Raw genomic sequence first — 18,656 nt, 5'->3', positions numbered from 1 at the left:
TATTTATAACATATGTTATATAACACTTGTTATATTTGCTTGAAATTTTATTTAATCTTATGAATCTCAAAACGCTAATCCTCACTAATTACCTACTGATATCTTGCTTGATGCTTATATCTCAGGACTTTAAGGGAACAATCTATGGAGAGGTAATCGATATTTCTTCAGAATATCCGATTGCATTCGCCAATGTCTCCCTCATCAACTCAGAAATGGAAAAAGGGACCCATACGGATGAAAAGGGAAGATTTTCTCTTCAGGGACTCCCACCGGGACGCTATGATCTGAAAATTCGGTATCTAGGTTATGAGCCTAAGATTATCTCCGGTATCCTCGTCAGTACTGCCAGAAATTCCCAAATTACCGTCCGTTTGCAGGAATCCGCCCTCGAAATGGAAGAAGTAGTCATTCGTCCAAAACAGGAAAAGGAAAAAGCACTCAACAGCATGGCCACGGTTAGTGCCAAACAGCTCAGTATGGAAGAAGCTAACCGATTTGCCGGGGGCTTTGATGATCCCGCTCGACTGGTAAGTTCTTTTGCCGGTGTAGCCGCCAGCAATATTTCTTCCAATGGAATCGTGATCCGTGGGAATAGCCCTAAAGGGGTTTTATGGCGCCTTGAAGGGGTAAATATTCCCAATCCCAATCACTTTGCTGAGATCACCGGCTTTGGAGGGGGAGGGATTACAGGGCTCAGTAGCAAAATGTTGGGGAATTCGGATTTCTTCACGGGTGCATTCCCGGCTGAATATGGAAATGCCTTATCCGGTGTTTTTGACCTGCAAATCAGAAAGGGCAACAATCAGGAATATGAGCATTCCTTCCAGGCGGGTTTTATGGGCCTGGATATTTCTTCTGAGGGACCTTTGAGCAAGCAGCACAAAAGCTCCTATCTCTTCAACTATCGCTATTCTACCTTCGGCCTCATTGATGTTTTTCTTCCAGGAGGCGAGTTGGGAATTGCCTACCAGGACCTTTCCTTTAAGCTAAATTTACCCACAGAAAATGCAGGAATTTTCTCCATTTGGGCCCTGGGATTGATCGATGAAGCCAAAAGCTCCCCCGATACCGATACCCTGGAAGCAGACAGCAAATGGCAGTATTATGATGACATAGCATTTGAGAACAGCAAACTCTCAACTGGAATCATCGGCCTAAATCATAAATACTGGCTCAATGAAAAAGGCTATATAAAAAGCAGTCTGACCGCCTCTAGCAATCGCATCGATTCTAAAAATGGGCGATTGGGCGAAGACTTGCTCACAGAAGTTCGCACAGATGAAATCCTTTATAATAATAATCAGATTCAATTAAGTAGCTTATTTAACTATAAATTTAATGCCTCTCATACACATCGCAGTGGTTTCAATCTGTCTCGCTTAGGCTATGAATTTGACCTTCAGGAAGCGAATCTTCCAAATCCCCAGCTCACAAGTTTCGCTGCAGATATGGGAAATAGTTACCTATTGCAAGCCTATAGTCAATCCTCCTTCCGTTTAGGGGAAAAACTTAGCCTGAATCCCGGCCTACATCTCCAGTATTTTTTCCTAAACAATCGTTACTCCATTGAGCCAAGGTTTAGTTCTTCTTATCAAATCAATGACAGACACAGCCTAAGCCTGGGCTATGGTTTACACAGTCAGCTGGAAAAATTGTCTATCTACTTAGCCGATATTCCAGCAGATACACATAGTGTGCAAGCAAACAGGGACTTGAAATTGGGGAAATCCCATCATTTGGTACTCTCCTATGATTGGATGCTAACTGATCATGTGCATGTGAGAATTGAACCTTACTACCAACGATTATTCGACATCCCTGTAGTAGAGGGTAGCTATTTCTCCACCTTAAACCTCACGGAAGATTTCTTTATCAATGATGCTTTGGTGAATGAAGGGACAGGGGAGAATATAGGTTTGGACCTGACCTTAGAGCGTTTTCTGCATAAAGGCTGGTATTATCTGATTACTGCCTCGGTATTTGATTCTCGCTATACAGGTGGGGATGGAATAGAAAGGGAAAGCAGATTCAATAGAAATTTTATCTCAAATGTCTTGTTCGGGAAAGAGTGGAGCCTAAAAAAGAACAGATTATTCAATATCAGTGCGAAGTATACTTATCTGGGAGGGAACCTGACGCATCCGCACAATGAAACAGCCTCTCTGGCTGCCAGGGAGATCATCGAAGACTTGAGTTCTCCCTATAGTCTCAGAAATCCTGATTCTCATATAACCAGCCTCACCTTTACCTATCGCAGCAATAAAAAGAAGCATTCAAATCACTGGTCTCTGCAAATCCTCAATGTCCTGGGGGCAAAAGAGTATAAGGGCTACCAGTATAATTTTTTGACAAACAAAATCGAGCAGAACACAGATCGGATAATAGTACCCAATCTTAGTTACAAGATCGAGTTTTAGACTTATCTAAAATTTAAGTTTTTAGAGGAGTCTAAAAAATTTACAATTCACTGTATTTCAACAACTTATTCGTGAATACCTAAAGCACCGCTCGAATAATTTTATCAATCATTCTTATTAGCCGTACTATCATTTTTAGCAGAGTCCTCCTTCAATTTCTCCCACAAAGGAAGGACGAGATAGGCGATCAAAAGGGTATTGATAACCAGAAAGGAGCCATATACAAATACTACGCTTCCCAGACCTACTCCTTCTATCAAAGGAAAGAGGACAGGTCCCAGGCTTACGATCAAAGCATACTTAAATGCTTTTGAAAGTCTTTGGTTTATTTGCATGCTTCAAAAATTAAGGGCCTGACGTAGATCAGGCCCTTTCTATTATTAGGTTTCTTTTTACACATTGATCTCAATCCTGCACAAATACATATCCGCAGTCATATAGAGATATCCATCTCCTCCTATGGCACAATTAGAAGTCGCTTCTCCGGTTCTTACGGTTCCCAAATGTTTCCCCTGAGAACTAAAGACCAGAACTCCTCCAGGTCCAGTGGCAAAGATGATTCCATTAGACAGAACCTTCAATCCATCCGGCAATCCTTTGTTATCCTGCCCAACTTTGTCAGTGGCATCAAAAAAGACACGACCATTTGCAATGCTTCCATCTTCCTGCACATCATAAGCCATCCAGATTGCTCTCTCAGGATCGGAATTGGCAACATAAAGTGTTTTTTCATCCGGAGAAAAAGCAATTCCATTGGGACGGCTCAATTCATCTGTCAATAAATCTACGCTTCCATCCGACTTCACTCGATAAACACCCTGAAAGTCTATTTCCTTGCCTTCATCTTCCATTTGATCAACCAGTCCATAAGGAGGGTCGGTGAAGTACAAATCTCCATTGCTATGAAAAGCAGCATCATTGGGACTATTGAGCCTTTTTTCTTCATAGGAATCTGCGATTGTGATATAATTGGCCTGAGGCTCAGACAAAGGAGCGTCCATATAGGAAACTCTCCGGTCTCCATGCTGGCAGAGAACCAATTGCCCATCCGCATTTAACAGCAATCCATTAGAACCAGCTTCACCGCTTCTATCAACATCACCTGTATACCCAGAAGGATTGAGATACAGGCTTACCCCCTCCCCTTCTGACCACTTATGGATATTGTTTGGAGGGATATCAGAGAATAGGACATATTCACCATCCTCTACCCATAAGGGCCCTTCTGTCCAGTCAAATCCTTCTGCCAGGACTTCAATTTCAGCATCTTCAGGGATCAACTCATTAATTGCAGCATCAATACGGTCTATTTGCCCAATGTGCTTATAAGCATCCATGGGATCTCCCTTGGGTTTTTTGTTTTCTTCTTCAGGTCCTTCGCAAGCAAGCATCGCAAAAAGCATCAGCAGGCAAAGGCTAAAAATCATTGTAGTCTGTTTCATGCGCTTAAGATAGAAAATTTGCAAGTATTTCGATGGGATGAAAAGCTTTTCCTCCAACTCCATCAGCGATTTGATGCCGGCAAGAGAATCCAGATGCCGCAATTATGGTATCCGGACTAGAGGAACGAATGGCTGGAAATAGCACTTCTTCTCCACATGCCATCGATATTTCATAGTGTTCTTTTTCATAGCCGAAAGAGCCAGCCATTCCACAGCAGCCCGAAGGGATCTCTTCCACTTTTGCTCCGGGGATTAATCCTAATAGCTCCAGTCCACTTTTGGGACTGCTCAATGCTTTTTGGTAGCAATGAGCATGGTATTTTATCGTAATCTCCTGGTTTTCAACCGAAAACTTCCAGTTCAGTTGATCTTTTTCCCTTAATTCTCCTAAAAAATCTTCTATGAAGTAGGAAGCATCTGCTATCTTCTGAGCCGCCTCATTTTGTAGAAGGTCCGGATATTCATCCTTAAAACTGGCTATACAACTCGGTTCTACCCCTATAATAGGTATCCCTTTCTCGACATAGGGCAGCAAGAGTGCTACATTATGAGCAGCATGTTCTTTGGCTTCCCGCAATAATCCTTTGGAAATCATCGGTCTCCCACAACATTTTCGATCTTTCATCAACATCACCTCAAATCCAACCGCTTCCAGTACTGTCATAGCTGCTTTTCCCAGCTCTGGTTGATTAAACGTGAGGAAAGTATCATCCCAGAGGATCAGCTGACCTTTATTGCCCCTCTTTTTTTCGGGCGAAAGGGAAGCCCATGCCTGAAAATTGCCTTTCCCAAGTGGGGGAATGCTTCTTCTCCGGTCAATCCCTAGCCTTTTTTCCAGGAAGATTCTTATAAGTGGATTCCTGATTGAAGCATTGAATAGGAGTTTAAAGGGCCGAAAAGCCTTATTAAGTCGATGGATATGGGCGAAAAAGCGATTTTTCAGAGGAGTTCCATGCTTTTGCTGATATTGATGCAAGTACTCGTATTTGAGCTTGGCCATGTCAACGATAGAAGGACATTCGACTTTACAGGCTTTACATTCCAGGCAAAGATCCAGGCTTTCATAGAGTTCAGGATTGCTTAAACCGCCCTCCAAATTGCCTTTTATCGCTTCTCTAAGTGCATTTGCTCTCCCCCGAGTAGAATGTTTCTCATCCCGGCTTACCCGATATGAAGGACACATGACGCCTCCTTCATCTTTCCTGCAGAAACCGGTTCCATTGCACATTTCTACCAATCCTGAGTATCCGCCATCCTTGCTAAAGTCCAGGATCGTCTCAGTAGGATTGTTGGGGACGGAGTAAGATGAGTTGTACCGCAATATATCTTCTGCCCAGGGTTCATGTGCATCCAGAATACGGCCCGGTTGCAGGATGTACTGTGGGTCAAAAGCCTCTTTCACCTCTCGAAAGGCTTGATGAAGTTCCGGACCATAGACTTTTTCATTGAAATAGCTTTTCGCCAAACCCTCTCCGTGTTCTCCTGTGCTGCTTCCTCCATATTTTATGGCTGTTTCCGCTATGGAAATCGCCATATCCTGCATTTGTTGTATGCCTTTAGGAGTTTTCAGGTTAAGATTGGGATTCATATGAATACATCCGGCGGAAGCATGTCCGACCATAGCCACTCGTATCCCCTCTTTTTGAAAAATTCCTTCCATTTCCTTGATAAAACCCGGAAGTTGGTCAATCGGAACACTGGCGTCATCAGCAAATGACTGGGGTTTGGCATCTCCTCTTTGGCTCATCATCAGGCCGAAGCCTGCTTTTCGCATGCCCCATACAGAAGCTACCTCTTCTGGGCTTCTCCGGTAAACGATTTCCCCGGAGAATTCCAGTTCTTTGAGGATTTGGTGCATTTTTTCGAAACCTGCCTCAATTTCCTCCTGCTTTTCTCCACTTTGCTCAAGAATCAATAATGCTTTAGGTATCCCTTTAACTGAAGAACGGTAAATATCCTGATATGCAGCGTTTTGATCAATTAATTCATGGAAATAGTCATTGGAAAATTCGATAGCTGAAGGACCGCATTTTAATAAGGCGGGAACCGCTTCGCATGCTTTCTCCATCTCATCAAAATGAATAAGTGCCAACTGAGAAATAGAAGGTCTGAGAACACTTTTCAGCTTAATTCGGCTCATGATTCCCAGCGTTCCTTCACTCCCGACGATCAAATTGGCGAGATTGAGTTTGCCATTTGCCTTATAAGACTTCCAGAGGCGATCCAAATTGTATCCAGCTACATTTCGCCAGGTTTTGGGATAGTTTTCTTCTATTTCTTGATGATATTTCTTTAGAATATCCAGAATAGCCCGATAAATCAGCCCCTCGGTATCCTCTCTTCTTATCAATTCACTCAATTCCTCACTGCTTTTCTCCTCAAGATGCAGGATTTCTCCATTTGCCAGAACGACTTCCACTTCTTCCACCTGATCAGCCATCATCCCATAAACTATCGAATGGGTACCGGTCGAATTATTTCCCGCCATTCCTCCAATACAAGCCACTAAAGCTGAACTAGGATCCGGACCAATCATCTGTTTCTCACGAGAAAGCTGATTATTCAGGCTTGCCAATGCAATTCCCGGCTCCACCCATACTTTCTTCTCCCCTATTTCCCAGTCCAAAACCTCATGCATGAACTTGCTGAAATCGATAAGCAAGCCGTTCCCAATCGATTGGCCCGAAAGACTGGAGCCTCCTCCTCTGGAAATAACAGGCACTTTATGCTTTGCACAAAAATTGACCGCTTTTTGAACGTCTGCTACATTAGAGGGAAACAATACAGCCATGGGTTTCACCTGATAATTGCTGGCATCCGTGCTAAACATCAGGCGATAGAGCTCTTCATTTCGGATTTCTCCTTTTATATGAGGTCGTAGAGCTGCAACTATATCTATTTTGGGAAGGGATTGGGCCTCTTTCACGTCTGGATTTCTTAATTAGACTTCATTTTAGGAAAAAAGTCGGCTTTTTCAATAAGTATTCCCAATTTGCGCCCCATGTCGGCAAAACCGAGCTCTGTAAATATTCCCTCCTCAGCAGAAGGCATCAATTGGAAAGCCCTGGGCTACATGGTCCTGTGCACCTCCTCTTTCACAGCCATGAATTCAATACTCAAGTACATGGAGCATCTGCCTGCTTTGGAGCTGGTATTTTTCCGAGCCATTACCTCATGCTTGATATGTTTTGCTTTCTTATGGGCCAAAGGAATTCCCGTTTTTGGGAAAAAGAGGGCTATCCTAATCGCCAGAGGCTTATTTGGTGTCACAAGTATGGCTACTTTCTTTCTGGCCTTGCAGGAAATGCCCTTTGGTTCAACCATTTCTCTCCGATATTTATCCCCGGTATTCGCTGCCATTATTGCTGTTTTCTACCTTAAAGAGAAAATAAAGCCTATTCAATGGTCTTTTTTCGCCATAGCCTTTTGTGGTGTCCTTTTATTGAAAGGCTTCGATCTTCGAATCAGCAGTCTGGGATTGGGATATATTTTTATCTCCGCCCTCTTTAGTGGAGTGGTTTATGTCCTGATCCGAAAAATAGGCCAAAGTGAGCATCCGCTGGTGATCGTAAATTATTTCATGTTTATCGCCAGCCTGACAGGTTTGATCTTTGCCATTCCCATCTGGGTTTGGCCTCAGGGACAAGAATGGCTGATTCTTTCAACCATAGGAGTATTTGGCTTTATCGGGCAATTCTTTATGACTAAAGCCTTTCAGATAGAAAAAACCTCCAAAGTTGCTCCGATGAAATACATGGAGGCCATCTTTGCCTTAATGGTTGGCTGGCTATGGCTGGGGGAAACCTATAATTACCTCGCCTTCCTGGGCATCATTTGTATTCTCGCAGGAATGTTATTGAATGTGTTTTTCAAGGGAGGAAAAATCAGCTTCCGTTAGCACAGCAGCAGATAGCTATTCACTTTCCCCTTGTTGAGTAATTGCCGCTAATGTTTCTGACACGAATGGGCAAAAATCAGACACCTATAAAAGGAATCAGGCATTTTTAGGCATCTCCATATTTCAATCGGCGTAGATATATCCAAACACCATACGCTATGAAATTTGCCCGATTATTATTTCCCCTATTCTTTTTCTTTTCCCTAAACCTGAGTGCCCAATCCTCCAAAAACGCGGATGTGGCGCTGTATCACTATCAAATCCATCTTTCTGATGAATTCCAGGAGGAACTTCTGACGGTTCAGGATGTAGCAGATGTCATCCGGGATGCCAGGGATGGAGAGCCTCATTTTATCGACTACATATTGGAGCCTTATTTCCATGATCTTCAGGAAAGTCTGGAAGAAGATACCGAATTGTCTTTGTTGCCCTATGAAAGTTTCGCTCATAGAAACCCCTATAGACGTGTAAGCAAAAGACGCGCGATCAAATCGGTTGAGGCTGATTATTATGCGAAAATGGACTTATTCATCCGACCTGCATTTCTTTCAACGGAGGACCGGGCTCGAATTGGTCCCTGGGAAAAGCAAGTAAAACGAATCAGACCTGTGGTAGTGATCAAATTGACCTTGTTTGATGAAGATGGAAAGAAGGTGGAGAAATTTAAAACCAAAATCAGGTCAAAGGAACGAGTAATCCTGACCCAGGAGACCCTTGCAGGATGGTTCAGACTGGATGAAGGACATGACCTCGATGATGATCACAACCTTAATGTTCTGGATAGAGTGGTATATGATGCCATTGATGATTTGGTTGCTCAGGTCGATCGTGGACTCTAAAAAAATAAAACCTTAAGCCATAATACACTAGCCCTCACCTATGGTGGGGGTTTTCTTTTGAGAAGAAAAAGAAAGAAGATCAGGTGCACATCTAAACCAAACTTAGAATGATCTCTACTAGGCCTCACATCTGGACTTAGACATTAATTTTATAACAAACATAAAGTCCCTCCTTGATTTTTGATAAAAGCTTCTCACGGAAAATTCCTTAATTAGCAGCAAAAAGATGTTTCGTCTATTTCAATTATTCTTTCTGCTACTCCCCTACTCTTTTTTGCAGGCTCAGGAGATTACCCTCCTTTATACCAACGATATCGAGAGTGTCTATGAGCCCGTTAAAGCCTTTTGGAACCCTGATATCGAATATATAGGAGGAATACCTCAACTGAGCAGTTTGATCCAGCAGGAAAGGGCTAAAGCTACTAACAGCTTTCTCCTCGATGCGGGTGATATCTTTACCGGTTCTTTATCTCAGGCCACTGAAGGCAAGTTGGCTTTTGATATTTATAGCGCTATGGGATATGATGCCATGGCCATTGGAAATCATGAGTATGAGTATGGATGGGAGAAATTGCGGGAAGTAATCCAAAGAGCTCGATTCCCAACCCTCAATGCGAACATCTTTTATGCAGGTACAGATATTCCTTTTGCACAGGCCTATACCATCCTGGAAAAAAATGGAATTCGACTGGGAGTGATCGGTATCATGGGAGTAGATGCCTATGAACATGCCATTATGAAAAAGCATGTTGAGGGCCTGGAAGTTCGAGATCCGGCCCCTATCGTACAAAAGTGGGTACAGAAACTCAAGCCGGAAGTGGATATGATCGTAGTTCTGACTCACCAAAACAGAACCGCTCCCATGCAAACAGATAAAGAAGCAGATCCGGAAGTTCAGCGAGGATATGATGAAGATTATGCACTTGCGGGAGCTGTTGACGGCATAGATATGATTATCGGCGGTCATTCTGATCACGGGCTTTGGAAACCGGTACAGCATCCCAAAACCGGCACCTGGATCGGATTGACTTTTGGGCAAGGCAAATACCTGGGCTACGCTCGGTTTATGTTGGATAAGGAAAAAGGAAAAGTGAAGTTGGAAGAAGGGAAATTAATACCCGTAAATGCAGATATTTTCGAAGCAGACCCCAATATCCTCAAGCTCATCCAACAAGCAAGAAAAGAGCATCCAGAATTAGCGGAAGCGATAGGAAAAGTTGACAAACAGGCCTTCCGCAAATACTATCGGGAATCCAATATAGGAAACCTTATTGCCGATATCTTCCGGGAAGCAGGTAATGCAGATATCGGCATTATCAGTTCGGGCTCTATCCGCTTTGACCTCAATCCCGGCCCCGTTACCATCGAGCAATTGCTCAATGTCTATCCTTTCACGGATCATTTACATGTGGTAGAAATTAGGGGAAAGGAAGTAATTGAAGTACTGGAATACAGCCTTACCCTGCCCTATGGGCTCGCTCAGCTCTCTGGCATAGAATTGACCTATGACAGCCGCAAACCCAAAGGCGAAAGATTACTCAAAGCCCGTATTGGAGGCAAAAAGATCGATCCTGATCGCACATATACAGTTGCAACCTACAGTTTCCTCGCTACAGGAGGAGATGCCTATAAAATGTTTGTAGGTAAAAAGCGGAAAATAGATACACGAAAGATCAGTGAGATTCTGATCGCCTATTTTCGGGAACATGGAACAGTTGAAGTTCCGGACGTAGGGAGAATAAAGGATGTGGGGAGGGCAGAATAATGTATTCTGGTGTTCTGGTGGCTAGGAAAATCTCACCAGAACACCTGAGCACATTTATTCCCAAATCCCCTCCAATTCCCAAACCTTGCCAGCCAGAATTTTGGCTTTGCCTTTAGTGACCACCAGACTTAGTTGGTTAAAGGTCTCATTGGGAAAGAAAATATCTGTCATGACGGTCCGGCCTTCATCAGCAAATAATTCTACAGAAGAAACATCCACAAAAAGCCGCATATCTATGATATTATCTTCTCCCAACATAGCAGGTGCGACATCAATCGTGGCAAAATTTTCATGGAAATCAGATTTGCCTGAATTCTGACGGTCGATGAAATACTCATTGGCTGCGGTCTTATATCCTATTCGAACAATCTCTCCTTTGGTGTTGGATAATTGAATTGCGATAAATTCAGGGTTATCCGTGGGATCAAGCTCTAGTTTAAGGCTAACTTCCATCAAACCATTTGGCAATAAGCCCAAAGGACGAAGGCCGGAGACTTCTCCCACAGTCAAATCAGATTCATTTATCCGCATACCTTCATTTTCAAGCACTGGACTTGTCTTGAGGACTGTTTTTCCGTTATAGTCGGTGAAAGTAAGCTCCCGGGCCAGGGTCATTGCACTGCGCCAGGCATGGGTAGGCACGACTTGCGCATAGCGCCAATTGCTCATCCAGCCCATAAAAATGCGCCTCCCATCCGTTTCAGGTACATCTGACCAGCTTACACCCGCATAATTGTCTCTGCCATATTCCAGCCAGAGCACTTCATCTTTAGGATTTTCATTGCTGAAAGTCTTTCCATCAAAGTCTCCAACAAAATACATGGTTCCTGAGCCTCCATTGGGGTTTCCATCTCCCAAACTCACAATCATCATCCATTTCTTCTCCCCAGTATCATCGATAGGCAGCTCAAAAAGGTCCGGACATTCCCACACACCTGCATGGGTTCCCTGATCCTCTCCAAATTCAGAGGTAAGCGTCCAATTCTTCAAATTAGGAGAATTGTAGATTTGAACCTGATTTCCTCGTGCAAAGATCATGACCCATTGACTGCTCTCTTTATGCCAGAATACTTTAGGATCACGAAAGTCTCTCAATCCGGGATTGGGGATGACGGGATTGCCTTCATATTTGGTCCAGGTTCTACCTTTATCTGTGCTGTATGCAATTCCTTGTGTTTGAAAAGTTTTTGTAGCTGCTTTTTCTCCGACAGGATCATGATAGGTATAAATCGCCACCATAGGCGGATTCTCATCGGTCCCAAAAGCTGATGTATTCTCATAATCCATTACTGCACTGCCAGAGAAAATATAGCCTAGTTCATCCGGATATAAGGCAATTGGTAAATTCTCCCAATGAACCAAATCCTCACTCACCGCATGTCCCCAATGCATAGGTCCCCAAACATTGCTATCGGGAAAATGCTGATAGAACAAATGATATTCCCCATCATGATACACCATGCCATTGGGGTCATTCATCCATTGTTGAGGAGGGGAGAAATGTATTTGAGGACGATGCTGTTCATTATAAGCGGAAAGAGCTATCGTCTCTTCTTTAGGATTTTTCTGGCTTTCTTTTTCAGTAGGTTTACAGGCCATAAAACCTGAAGAAAGTATAATCAAAATAGTGATTATTTGAAGGCTGCTTTTCATTTTTAGTCTATTCGTTTGAATTGATTTGATCTATCTTTTCCTCGACTTCTCTCAAATTTGTACCCGAAATTTCCATCCAGATATGCTCGAGGGTTTTCCCTTTGGTTTCCGGCATCATAAAGTGAACAAATAATAGTTGGAGTACCATCATCCCGGAAAAGAAGGCGAATAATGGCCAGGGATTATCTCCTACCAAACCCAAAAAGAAGGGGGTAATCATGGTAATGATAGCAGCAAATACCCAATGGGTACCAGATCCCCAGGCTTGCCCATTTGCCCGAACATCATTGGGGAAAATCTCTGAGATAAATACCCATATCACTGCTCCCTGTCCGATGGCATGAGAGGCAATAAATACCAGCACAAAACTCAAGAGGAGAATTTGACTGGCTCCCGAAAAATAGGCCCAGGAAACAACCGCTAAGCTTATGATATAACCTATTGATCCATAGTACATCAGGGTTTTTCGACCCATACGGTCAATGAGGTACATTCCCAAGAGGGTAAAGAGGAGGTTTACAACGCCGATACTCGTTGATTGTAACAAGGCTTCATTTGCTCCGATTCCCGCAGCCTCTAATAATCGAGGCGCATAATAGAGTACAAAATTTATCCCCGAAAGCTGGTTAAACATGGCTAAGAGGAATGCCAGTAAAAGGGGTTTGCTGTATTTTCCATTGAATAGGGGTACCCCTTTTGTGGTGCCACTATCAGCTTTGATGGATTCGAGGGCATCTTCTACCTCATTTGCAGGGTACATATCCTTAAGTACCATGCGAGCGCTATCATAGTCCTTGCGCTTGGAGACCAACCATCTGGGACTATTAGGCACTCCCAAAACCATAACTGTATAAAGAATTGCGGGTATAGCTTCTACTCCGAGCATCCAACGCCAGGATTCGCTTTCCACCCATTGCCCAATAAAATAATTGGAGAAAAAGGCGATCAGGATACCAAATACAATGTTAAATTGATACAGGGCTACCAGACGACCTCTTCTTTCCGGAGAAGAGATTTCTGCAATATAAGTAGGTCCTGCAACCGAGGAAGCTCCAACTCCCAATCCTCCGATAAATCTGAAAAAGGAGAATGAAAAGGGATCCCAGGCCATTCCTGAGCCCAAAGCCGAAATTGTATACAGTACGCCAATCCAGATGAGGGTCTTCTTTCGCCCTAATTTATCAGAAGGAATACCGGCTAATAATGCGCCGATCACAGTCCCCCATAGGGCCATGGACATTATAAAAAAGCCATGGTTAAAATCACTAAGACCCCAGAGTTCTTGTATGGGTTGATCTGCTCCGGATATGACGATGGTGTCAAATCCAAAAAGGAAACCTGCAAGCGCAACGGTTACAGACCAATAAAAAATCCGTTGTTGATTCATTGTAGTAGGTAGTTTTAGGGAAGAAGCTCTGTTCTTTCCCTATAATTTTGTCTAAAAGTATTCAATTTTTCGAATAATCATGAGCTAGAGACCCGCATTTTTCATCAACCAGGCTAAGATCTCTTCTTCCATTTCTTTACTAAATCGATTGAAATCAACCACAGGCCGGAATTCCAGTTTTTTACCCGCATCCAAAATTTTATAGGCCATACCTGCACTTTCCACGCACTGTGCCAATTCTCCTGCATTACTTTCTTGATCCCAAATGGGAGAGATCATCATGAGGGGCTTAGGAGCATAAGCAGCTATCAGGGCATCATAGTCTATGGGCAAGCCCTCTTCTTTCCCTACATAAAATCCAAGTTGAGGAATCAAGGCATGTAAATGGGAGTAAAGTTTAATCCCTAATCTTTCTTTATCCTTGCCACTATTTCTTAGGGGATTCACTCCTGCAACCAAGGCCATAGCAGCTATCCGATCTTCAAAAGGAGTTGCCCAAAGTCCCACTTTCGCCCCCAAACTATATCCCACCGCATAGATTCTCTCTTTATCAATTATATCTTCTCTTTCCAGGGCATCAACTGCAAGGCTCAATTCATCCACCATTAGTCCCATTTTAGAATAATCAGGATAACGCTGATAAAAGTCTTTCCCCTCCTCTACCCTGCTGCCAAAACCAATCTGATCCTGCAAATAGACCGCGAAACCAGCATCTAATAAGGAATGTACAAAACGCCAGCTTCCTCTTCCATAACCCGTCGGATAGGCAAATTCATGCAAATAAATCACTACTGGTACATTTTTCAAGGGCTTGCCTTCCTCATCCAGGGGATATTGCAATTGTCCGATGTGCAATTCCTTTGAGTCAGCTCCTTTGGGTAAGCCCGGACGTCTGATCACTTTATCCAAATAATCCAGGCCGGCTCGAAAGCTGGGATTGAGGAGCATAGGGGCTTCACCCAGAAGTTTCCTGCTTTCTTGTGCCAATTCAGTTTTCCATTTATCAAAATCCGCTGCCTCCTCAAGAGAAGCTACAGAAATCTCTTTGCTTTGGGTCGGTTCTTCCTTAGCACTCAGGGCTTTCCATTTTTCAAAAGAATAATCATAATAGCGAATTATCGGAACCGCTTTATTTCCTCTGTCGAAAACTTTATCAAAGAAATCTACATAATCATGGACGTCACGCATGGCAGGCCGATGCAAGCCCCTTCTCAAATGCAAGCCCAGTTTTTCCTCAGCATCCAGAAATTTGAATACCGGTAAAACCGCATCAAAATGCTGCTCTATGGCCCAGGGATTTCCCTGATCTTCAAAATAAGACGAACTCAATAATAGCCCCCTTGGAGCAATCAGGGCACTCAAAAAGTGCTGATCAAAAGGAAGTTTGTGTTCTCGACCGGCAAAAAAACGAAGCCTTGGATGTAACCAGTGAGGAAAATTACCTGTAATTGCAGCTATAGTTTCATTGTCATAGTTGGGAGAGGTATAGCGGAAAAGGTCTTCACCGCCCGTTCCCCCACTACAAACCACTACGGCATCTATCCGCTCATCGAAGGCTGCAGCCATCAATACTTGTTTACCATCCCTACTAAGGCCTGTAATGCCAATCTTATCCTTTTCAACTATATCCAGGGTATAGAGATAATCTACGAGCCGATGAGCTCCCCAGGCCCTTCTCATGATGGTGGTAAAATCGTATGTGGGATAATAATGTCGGGCATATTTCTCTGTATCATCTTCCGCATCACAACCCGAATATTGTACACAAATATAGCCTCGGCTAAGCGCCTGGCTGATGCTGATCCAGGAATGTCCCTTTGTACCGGGAGTCATAAATACCGGAAAAGGTCCTTTGCCGGGAGGATAGTAGATACTGGCTCGAATGCTCAAATCCGGATGTGATCCCCAGGAGACTTTTACTCTTTCAATTCTGATCCCTCTTTCTTCTTTCTTTTCGAGGATTTCTGCCTGGATGGATTCCGGTTTTGGGGGGAAAGTTCCGCTGAGCCAGGTTTTGAGGATTCCAGCCATTTCTTTGCGTTGTGCTTGCCATTGATCTTTACGCCTAATTTCATCTCCAGAAACCAAATCTTTCATCAAATCATGCGGTAGGACCTGGCTGGGGATGATATCAAAATTGGGGGGAAGTTCTCCTGTGCGATCCAGCCAGGCTTGCCAGCTACTATCCAAAGGACTTATCCATGCTTTACTTGCCCAGGAACCCGTAGAAGCTTCCAGAAAGGGTTTGAGTTCTTCAAGAAATTCTTTTCTCTTCTCTACTTGAGCAGGAAGTTGAATAAAGAGGCTGCAAAGGCCCAGAAGCAGTAGTTTTTTCATAATTCCCAGATTGAATGCTTCAATATAAGAAGCTTTGGGAGAAAGAAATTGAGTCGCTGTTTTTGGGATAATGCAGGATTTTCTATCTTTTGTCTTCACTGCCCTTTTCACCAAACAAAAGGAGAACAAAATGCTCAGAACTACTACTTTCCTATTTCTCATGCTATTTATTTGTCTTCAGCTTCAAGCCCAAAAAGGAGAGGAGGTCTTCTTGTGGCCGGAAGGTGCTCCAGGCGCTTTGGGAGAAGATCCGGAGGATAAACCCAAATTGGATCTTTACCTGGTAAAAGGCGCTCCCGAAAATACTTCAGCAGTTCTGATATGTCCGGGGGGTGGATACTGGAACCTGGCCATGGATCATGAAGGAGATCAGATTGCCCGTTGGTTTCAGGCACGTGGAGTCCATGCTTTCGTTTTAAGCTATCGCCTCGCCAAACATGGATATAAGCATCCCTCTATGCTGTATGATGCACAACGGGGCCTTAGATACCTCAGGGCTCATGCCGATACCTGGGGAATTGATAAGGAAAAAATCGGGATACTGGGATTTTCTGCAGGTGGACATCTTGCTTCTACTGCCTCTACGCATTTCGATTCAGGCGATGCAAATGCGACAGACCCTATAGATAAAGAACATTCCCGACCCAATTATGCAGTACTGGCTTATCCTGTGATTGCCTTTGGAGAAGATTTCACCCACAAAGGTTCACAGAGAAACCTGATCGGACAGGATCCTTCAGCAGAAATGATTGAATTGCTCTCAAACGAAAAACAGGTAAGCGCTGAAACTCCTCCAACTTTCCTGGTTCACACCAGCCAGGACAAAGCAGTTCCTCCGGAAAATAGCATTGTTTATTATCTGGCCCTGCAAAAAGCAGGAGTTCCGGCAGAGCTTCATATTTATCAGGAAGGTAGACATGGACTGGGAATGATAAATACCTCGAATCCTGTTTTTAATTCCTGGGCGGATCGACTGGAAGATTGGCTCCGTGTGCAGGGGGTGATTAAGTAAAGCAAGGCAGAACACAGAACAAGGAATGGAGAGCTTAGAAGTGTAGGTTTTTCCATTTCACCTACTTATCCATTCCTTGTTCCTTGTTCTTCATTTAGTTCGATTAAACAAATTGTCATTGCGAGCCTGTAATACAGGCGAAGCAATCTCCTTGACTCGAAAAGGCATTAGGGTTCAAGGGGATTGCTTCGCTCAAAATTTGAGCTCGCAATGACAATTGTATTGTGGGAGGCTAATTCCCTTTATCCTATCTCTATCCGACCTTTGCTTTCAATCGCCCGACAGATCGCATAAATGACCTGTATAAGCTGAAGCCATTCACTCAAACAGCCATGTCATTGCGAGTCGGAATCTCCGGCGAAGCAATCTCCTTGACTCAAAAAGGCATTAGGGTTCAAGGGGATTGCTTCGCTCAAAATTTGAGCTCGCAATGACAATTGTATTGTGGGAGGCTAATTCCCTTTATCCTATCTCTATCCTTCCTTTGCTTTCAATCGCGCGATAGATCGCATAAATGACCTGTATAAGCTGAAGCCATTCGCTCAAACAGCCATGTCATTGCGAGTCGGAATCTCCTGCGAAGCAATCTCCTTGACTCGAAAAGGCATTAGGGTTCAAGGGGATTGCTTCGCTCAAAATTTGAGCTCGCAATGACAATTGTATTGTGGGAGACTAATTCCCTTTATCCTATCTCTATCCGACCTTTGCTTTCAATCGCCCGGTAGATCGCATCAATTACCTGCATATCCCGAAGGCCTTCTGCTCCAGATACATTATTGGCTTTAGTACCATGAATGATACTATATGCGATCCCATCCATATGCAGGGCCTGTTGATTGACAGCCGGTAATTCGAGGGTTTTCTTATGGGTTTTCCCTCCTATTCCTCCATATCCGTACACAGGACTCAAATCTACATATCCATTTTCACAGGATAAGAAGAGGCGTTGGATATTGCTGGCATAGGTGGTACTGCAATTTGCTACGGCTCCACTTGGAAATTCCATTTGCCAGAAAATAGTTTCGTCAACCTGGGCAAATTTTACGGGATCAGTTTTGTATTCCTGCGCTGTGATTGCAATTGGTTCTTCGCCTGTACAATATCGAGCAGCCTGAATTACATAGATCCCCACATCCATCAAAGGGCCACCTCCTGCCAGTTCTTTGTTAAGTCTCCATTGAGTCGGATCGCCTATTTTAAATCCAAAACTTCCTTCGAATACTTTTACCTTTCCAAAATCTCCTTCCGTTCCTATACGGGCTGCTTCCAAATTGTAGGGTTCATAATGCAAGCGATAGCCTATGTAGAGATTCTGACCTGTCTTTTTTATTTCTCTGACCATTCTTTCCGCATCAGCTAAATTGGTGGCCATCGGTTTCTCCGAAATAACATCTTTACCGGCTTTTGCTGCTCGTATCGAATACTCCATGTGCATCGAATTGGGAAGAACGACATACACCAGGTCAATGTCTGGATTGTCTTTTATATCGTCAAAGTTGTCGTAGTTGTATATGTTCTTATCGGGGATATTATACTTGGCTTTCCACTTCTCTGCTTTTTCTGGTGTGCCGGTAACAATAGCTGCCAGGTAGCAGTTTTTGGTTTCCTGTAGGGCTGGAGCCAATTGATTGGTAGCATAATTTCCCAATCCTACCAGGGCTATCCCCAGTTTTTCTCCTGAGGCTTGTGCACAGGCATCCAGCGCACCCAGTCCTATCGTTGAGGTAGTAAGGGCAAAGGCTCCAAGGCCTCCTGCCAGTTTTTTAGTAAAATGTCTCCTATTGAGCGGTTCATTAGAATGCGGTTCCATATTTTTGAGCTTTATTATTTTTGGGAAAGAAATATTATTTTGCTGAAAGTTTGGGCTAAGACTCGCAAGATTTCGCAACCATAAGTTCGTCGT

General features: G+C 43.6%; 11 protein-coding genes and 1 pseudogene. 5 read left to right on the top strand and 7 right to left on the bottom strand.

Translation table 11 applies throughout. From position 1 onward, the window contains the following. Positions 1 to 110 precede the first annotated feature (110 nt). Positions 111 to 2,420, top strand: a complete 2,310-nt coding sequence (locus tag R8P61_37870; GenBank protein MDW3652909.1) for a carboxypeptidase-like regulatory domain-containing protein — start codon at positions 111 to 113, stop codon at positions 2,418 to 2,420. A gap of 104 nt (positions 2,421 to 2,524) precedes the next feature. Here R8P61_37870 and R8P61_37865 read toward each other — a convergent pair whose 3' ends face one another. The 3 genes from R8P61_37865 to R8P61_37855 are packed head-to-tail and all read right to left on the bottom strand — an operon-like array spanning position 2,525 to position 6,788. Next, positions 2,525 to 2,755, bottom strand: coding sequence for a hypothetical protein (locus R8P61_37865; protein MDW3652908.1), 231 nt, complete (start codon positions 2,753 to 2,755; stop codon positions 2,525 to 2,527). Between the two features lie 57 nt (positions 2,756 to 2,812). Next, on the bottom strand, positions 2,813 to 3,862 hold the full coding sequence (locus tag R8P61_37860) for an SMP-30/gluconolactonase/LRE family protein (protein ID MDW3652907.1): 1,050 nt from the start codon (positions 3,860 to 3,862) through the stop codon (positions 2,813 to 2,815). Between the two features lie 4 nt (positions 3,863 to 3,866). After that, complete coding sequence (locus tag R8P61_37855; protein ID MDW3652906.1) at positions 3,867 to 6,788, bottom strand: FAD-linked oxidase C-terminal domain-containing protein; 2,922 nt, start codon at positions 6,786 to 6,788, stop codon at positions 3,867 to 3,869. Positions 6,789 to 6,863: 75 nt separating this feature from the next. Between R8P61_37855 and R8P61_37850 the strand changes: the two genes are divergently transcribed. The 3 genes from R8P61_37850 to R8P61_37840 all read left to right on the top strand — a co-directional run bounded on the left by R8P61_37850 (position 6,864) and on the right by R8P61_37840 (position 10,364). Continuing rightward, positions 6,864 to 7,760, top strand: coding sequence for a DMT family transporter (locus R8P61_37850; protein MDW3652905.1), 897 nt, complete (start codon positions 6,864 to 6,866; stop codon positions 7,758 to 7,760). A 158-nt stretch (positions 7,761 to 7,918) separates the two neighbouring features. After that, the gene (locus tag R8P61_37845; protein ID MDW3652904.1) at positions 7,919 to 8,599 is read left to right on the top strand and encodes a hypothetical protein; all 681 of its coding nucleotides are present in this window, start codon (positions 7,919 to 7,921) and stop codon (positions 8,597 to 8,599) included. A 226-nt stretch (positions 8,600 to 8,825) separates the two neighbouring features. Continuing rightward, positions 8,826 to 10,364 (top strand): bifunctional UDP-sugar hydrolase/5'-nucleotidase, encoded by a 1,539-nt coding sequence (locus tag R8P61_37840; GenBank protein ID MDW3652903.1) that lies wholly within the window; start codon positions 8,826 to 8,828, stop codon positions 10,362 to 10,364. A 54-nt stretch (positions 10,365 to 10,418) separates the two neighbouring features. Here R8P61_37840 and R8P61_37835 read toward each other — a convergent pair whose 3' ends face one another. The 3 genes and pseudogenes from R8P61_37835 to R8P61_37825 all read right to left on the bottom strand — a co-directional run bounded on the left by R8P61_37835 (position 10,419) and on the right by R8P61_37825 (position 15,741). Then, positions 10,419 to 12,017: a glycoside hydrolase family 32 protein gene (locus R8P61_37835; GenBank protein ID MDW3652902.1), complete on the bottom strand. Its 1,599-nt coding sequence runs from the start codon at positions 12,015 to 12,017 to the stop codon at positions 10,419 to 10,421. A 7-nt stretch (positions 12,018 to 12,024) separates the two neighbouring features. Next, positions 12,025 to 13,407: pseudogene (locus R8P61_37830) on the bottom strand (sugar porter family MFS transporter). 81 nt (positions 13,408 to 13,488) lie between these two features. Next, complete coding sequence (locus R8P61_37825) at positions 13,489 to 15,741, bottom strand: alpha/beta fold hydrolase (protein MDW3652901.1); 2,253 nt, start codon at positions 15,739 to 15,741, stop codon at positions 13,489 to 13,491. A 130-nt stretch (positions 15,742 to 15,871) separates the two neighbouring features. On the opposite strand from R8P61_37825, the gene R8P61_37820 reads away from it, so the two are divergent. After that, positions 15,872 to 16,753 (top strand): alpha/beta hydrolase, encoded by an 882-nt coding sequence (locus R8P61_37820; protein MDW3652900.1) that lies wholly within the window; start codon positions 15,872 to 15,874, stop codon positions 16,751 to 16,753. Positions 16,754 to 17,435: 682 nt separating this feature from the next. Here the strand turns inward: R8P61_37820 and R8P61_37815 are convergent. Beyond that, a complete protein-coding gene (locus R8P61_37815; protein ID MDW3652899.1) occupies positions 17,436 to 18,563 on the bottom strand; it encodes a Gfo/Idh/MocA family oxidoreductase in 1,128 nt (375 codons plus the stop codon). Between the last annotated feature and the right edge of the window lie 93 nt (positions 18,564 to 18,656).

The sequence above is a fragment of the Bacteroidia bacterium genome, from assembly GCA_033391075.1.
GTDB lineage: Bacteria > Bacteroidota > Bacteroidia > J057 > J057 > JAWPMV01.
The sequence above is the reverse complement of the archived record's forward strand: the minus strand, read 5'-3'. Positions and strand labels throughout refer to the sequence as shown.

Excerpts from the sequence above, each read along its gene's own strand:
- R8P61_37870 (MDW3652909.1), top strand. The coding sequence starts at position 111 with ATGCTTATATCTCAGGACTTTAAGGGAACAATCTATGGAGAGGTAATC.
- R8P61_37865 (MDW3652908.1), bottom strand. The coding sequence starts at position 2,755 with ATGCAAATAAACCAAAGACTTTCAAAAGCATTTAAGTATGCTTTGATC.
- R8P61_37860 (MDW3652907.1), bottom strand. The coding sequence starts at position 3,862 with ATGAAACAGACTACAATGATTTTTAGCCTTTGCCTGCTGATGCTTTTT.
- R8P61_37850 (MDW3652905.1), top strand. The coding sequence starts at position 6,864 with ATGTCGGCAAAACCGAGCTCTGTAAATATTCCCTCCTCAGCAGAAGGC.
- R8P61_37845 (MDW3652904.1), top strand. The coding sequence starts at position 7,919 with ATGAAATTTGCCCGATTATTATTTCCCCTATTCTTTTTCTTTTCCCTA.
- R8P61_37840 (MDW3652903.1), top strand. The coding sequence starts at position 8,826 with ATGTTTCGTCTATTTCAATTATTCTTTCTGCTACTCCCCTACTCTTTT.
- R8P61_37835 (MDW3652902.1), bottom strand. The coding sequence starts at position 12,017 with ATGAAAAGCAGCCTTCAAATAATCACTATTTTGATTATACTTTCTTCA.
- R8P61_37825 (MDW3652901.1), bottom strand. The coding sequence starts at position 15,741 with ATGAAAAAACTACTGCTTCTGGGCCTTTGCAGCCTCTTTATTCAACTT.
- R8P61_37820 (MDW3652900.1), top strand. The coding sequence starts at position 15,872 with ATGCTCAGAACTACTACTTTCCTATTTCTCATGCTATTTATTTGTCTT.
- R8P61_37815 (MDW3652899.1), bottom strand. The coding sequence starts at position 18,563 with ATGGAACCGCATTCTAATGAACCGCTCAATAGGAGACATTTTACTAAA.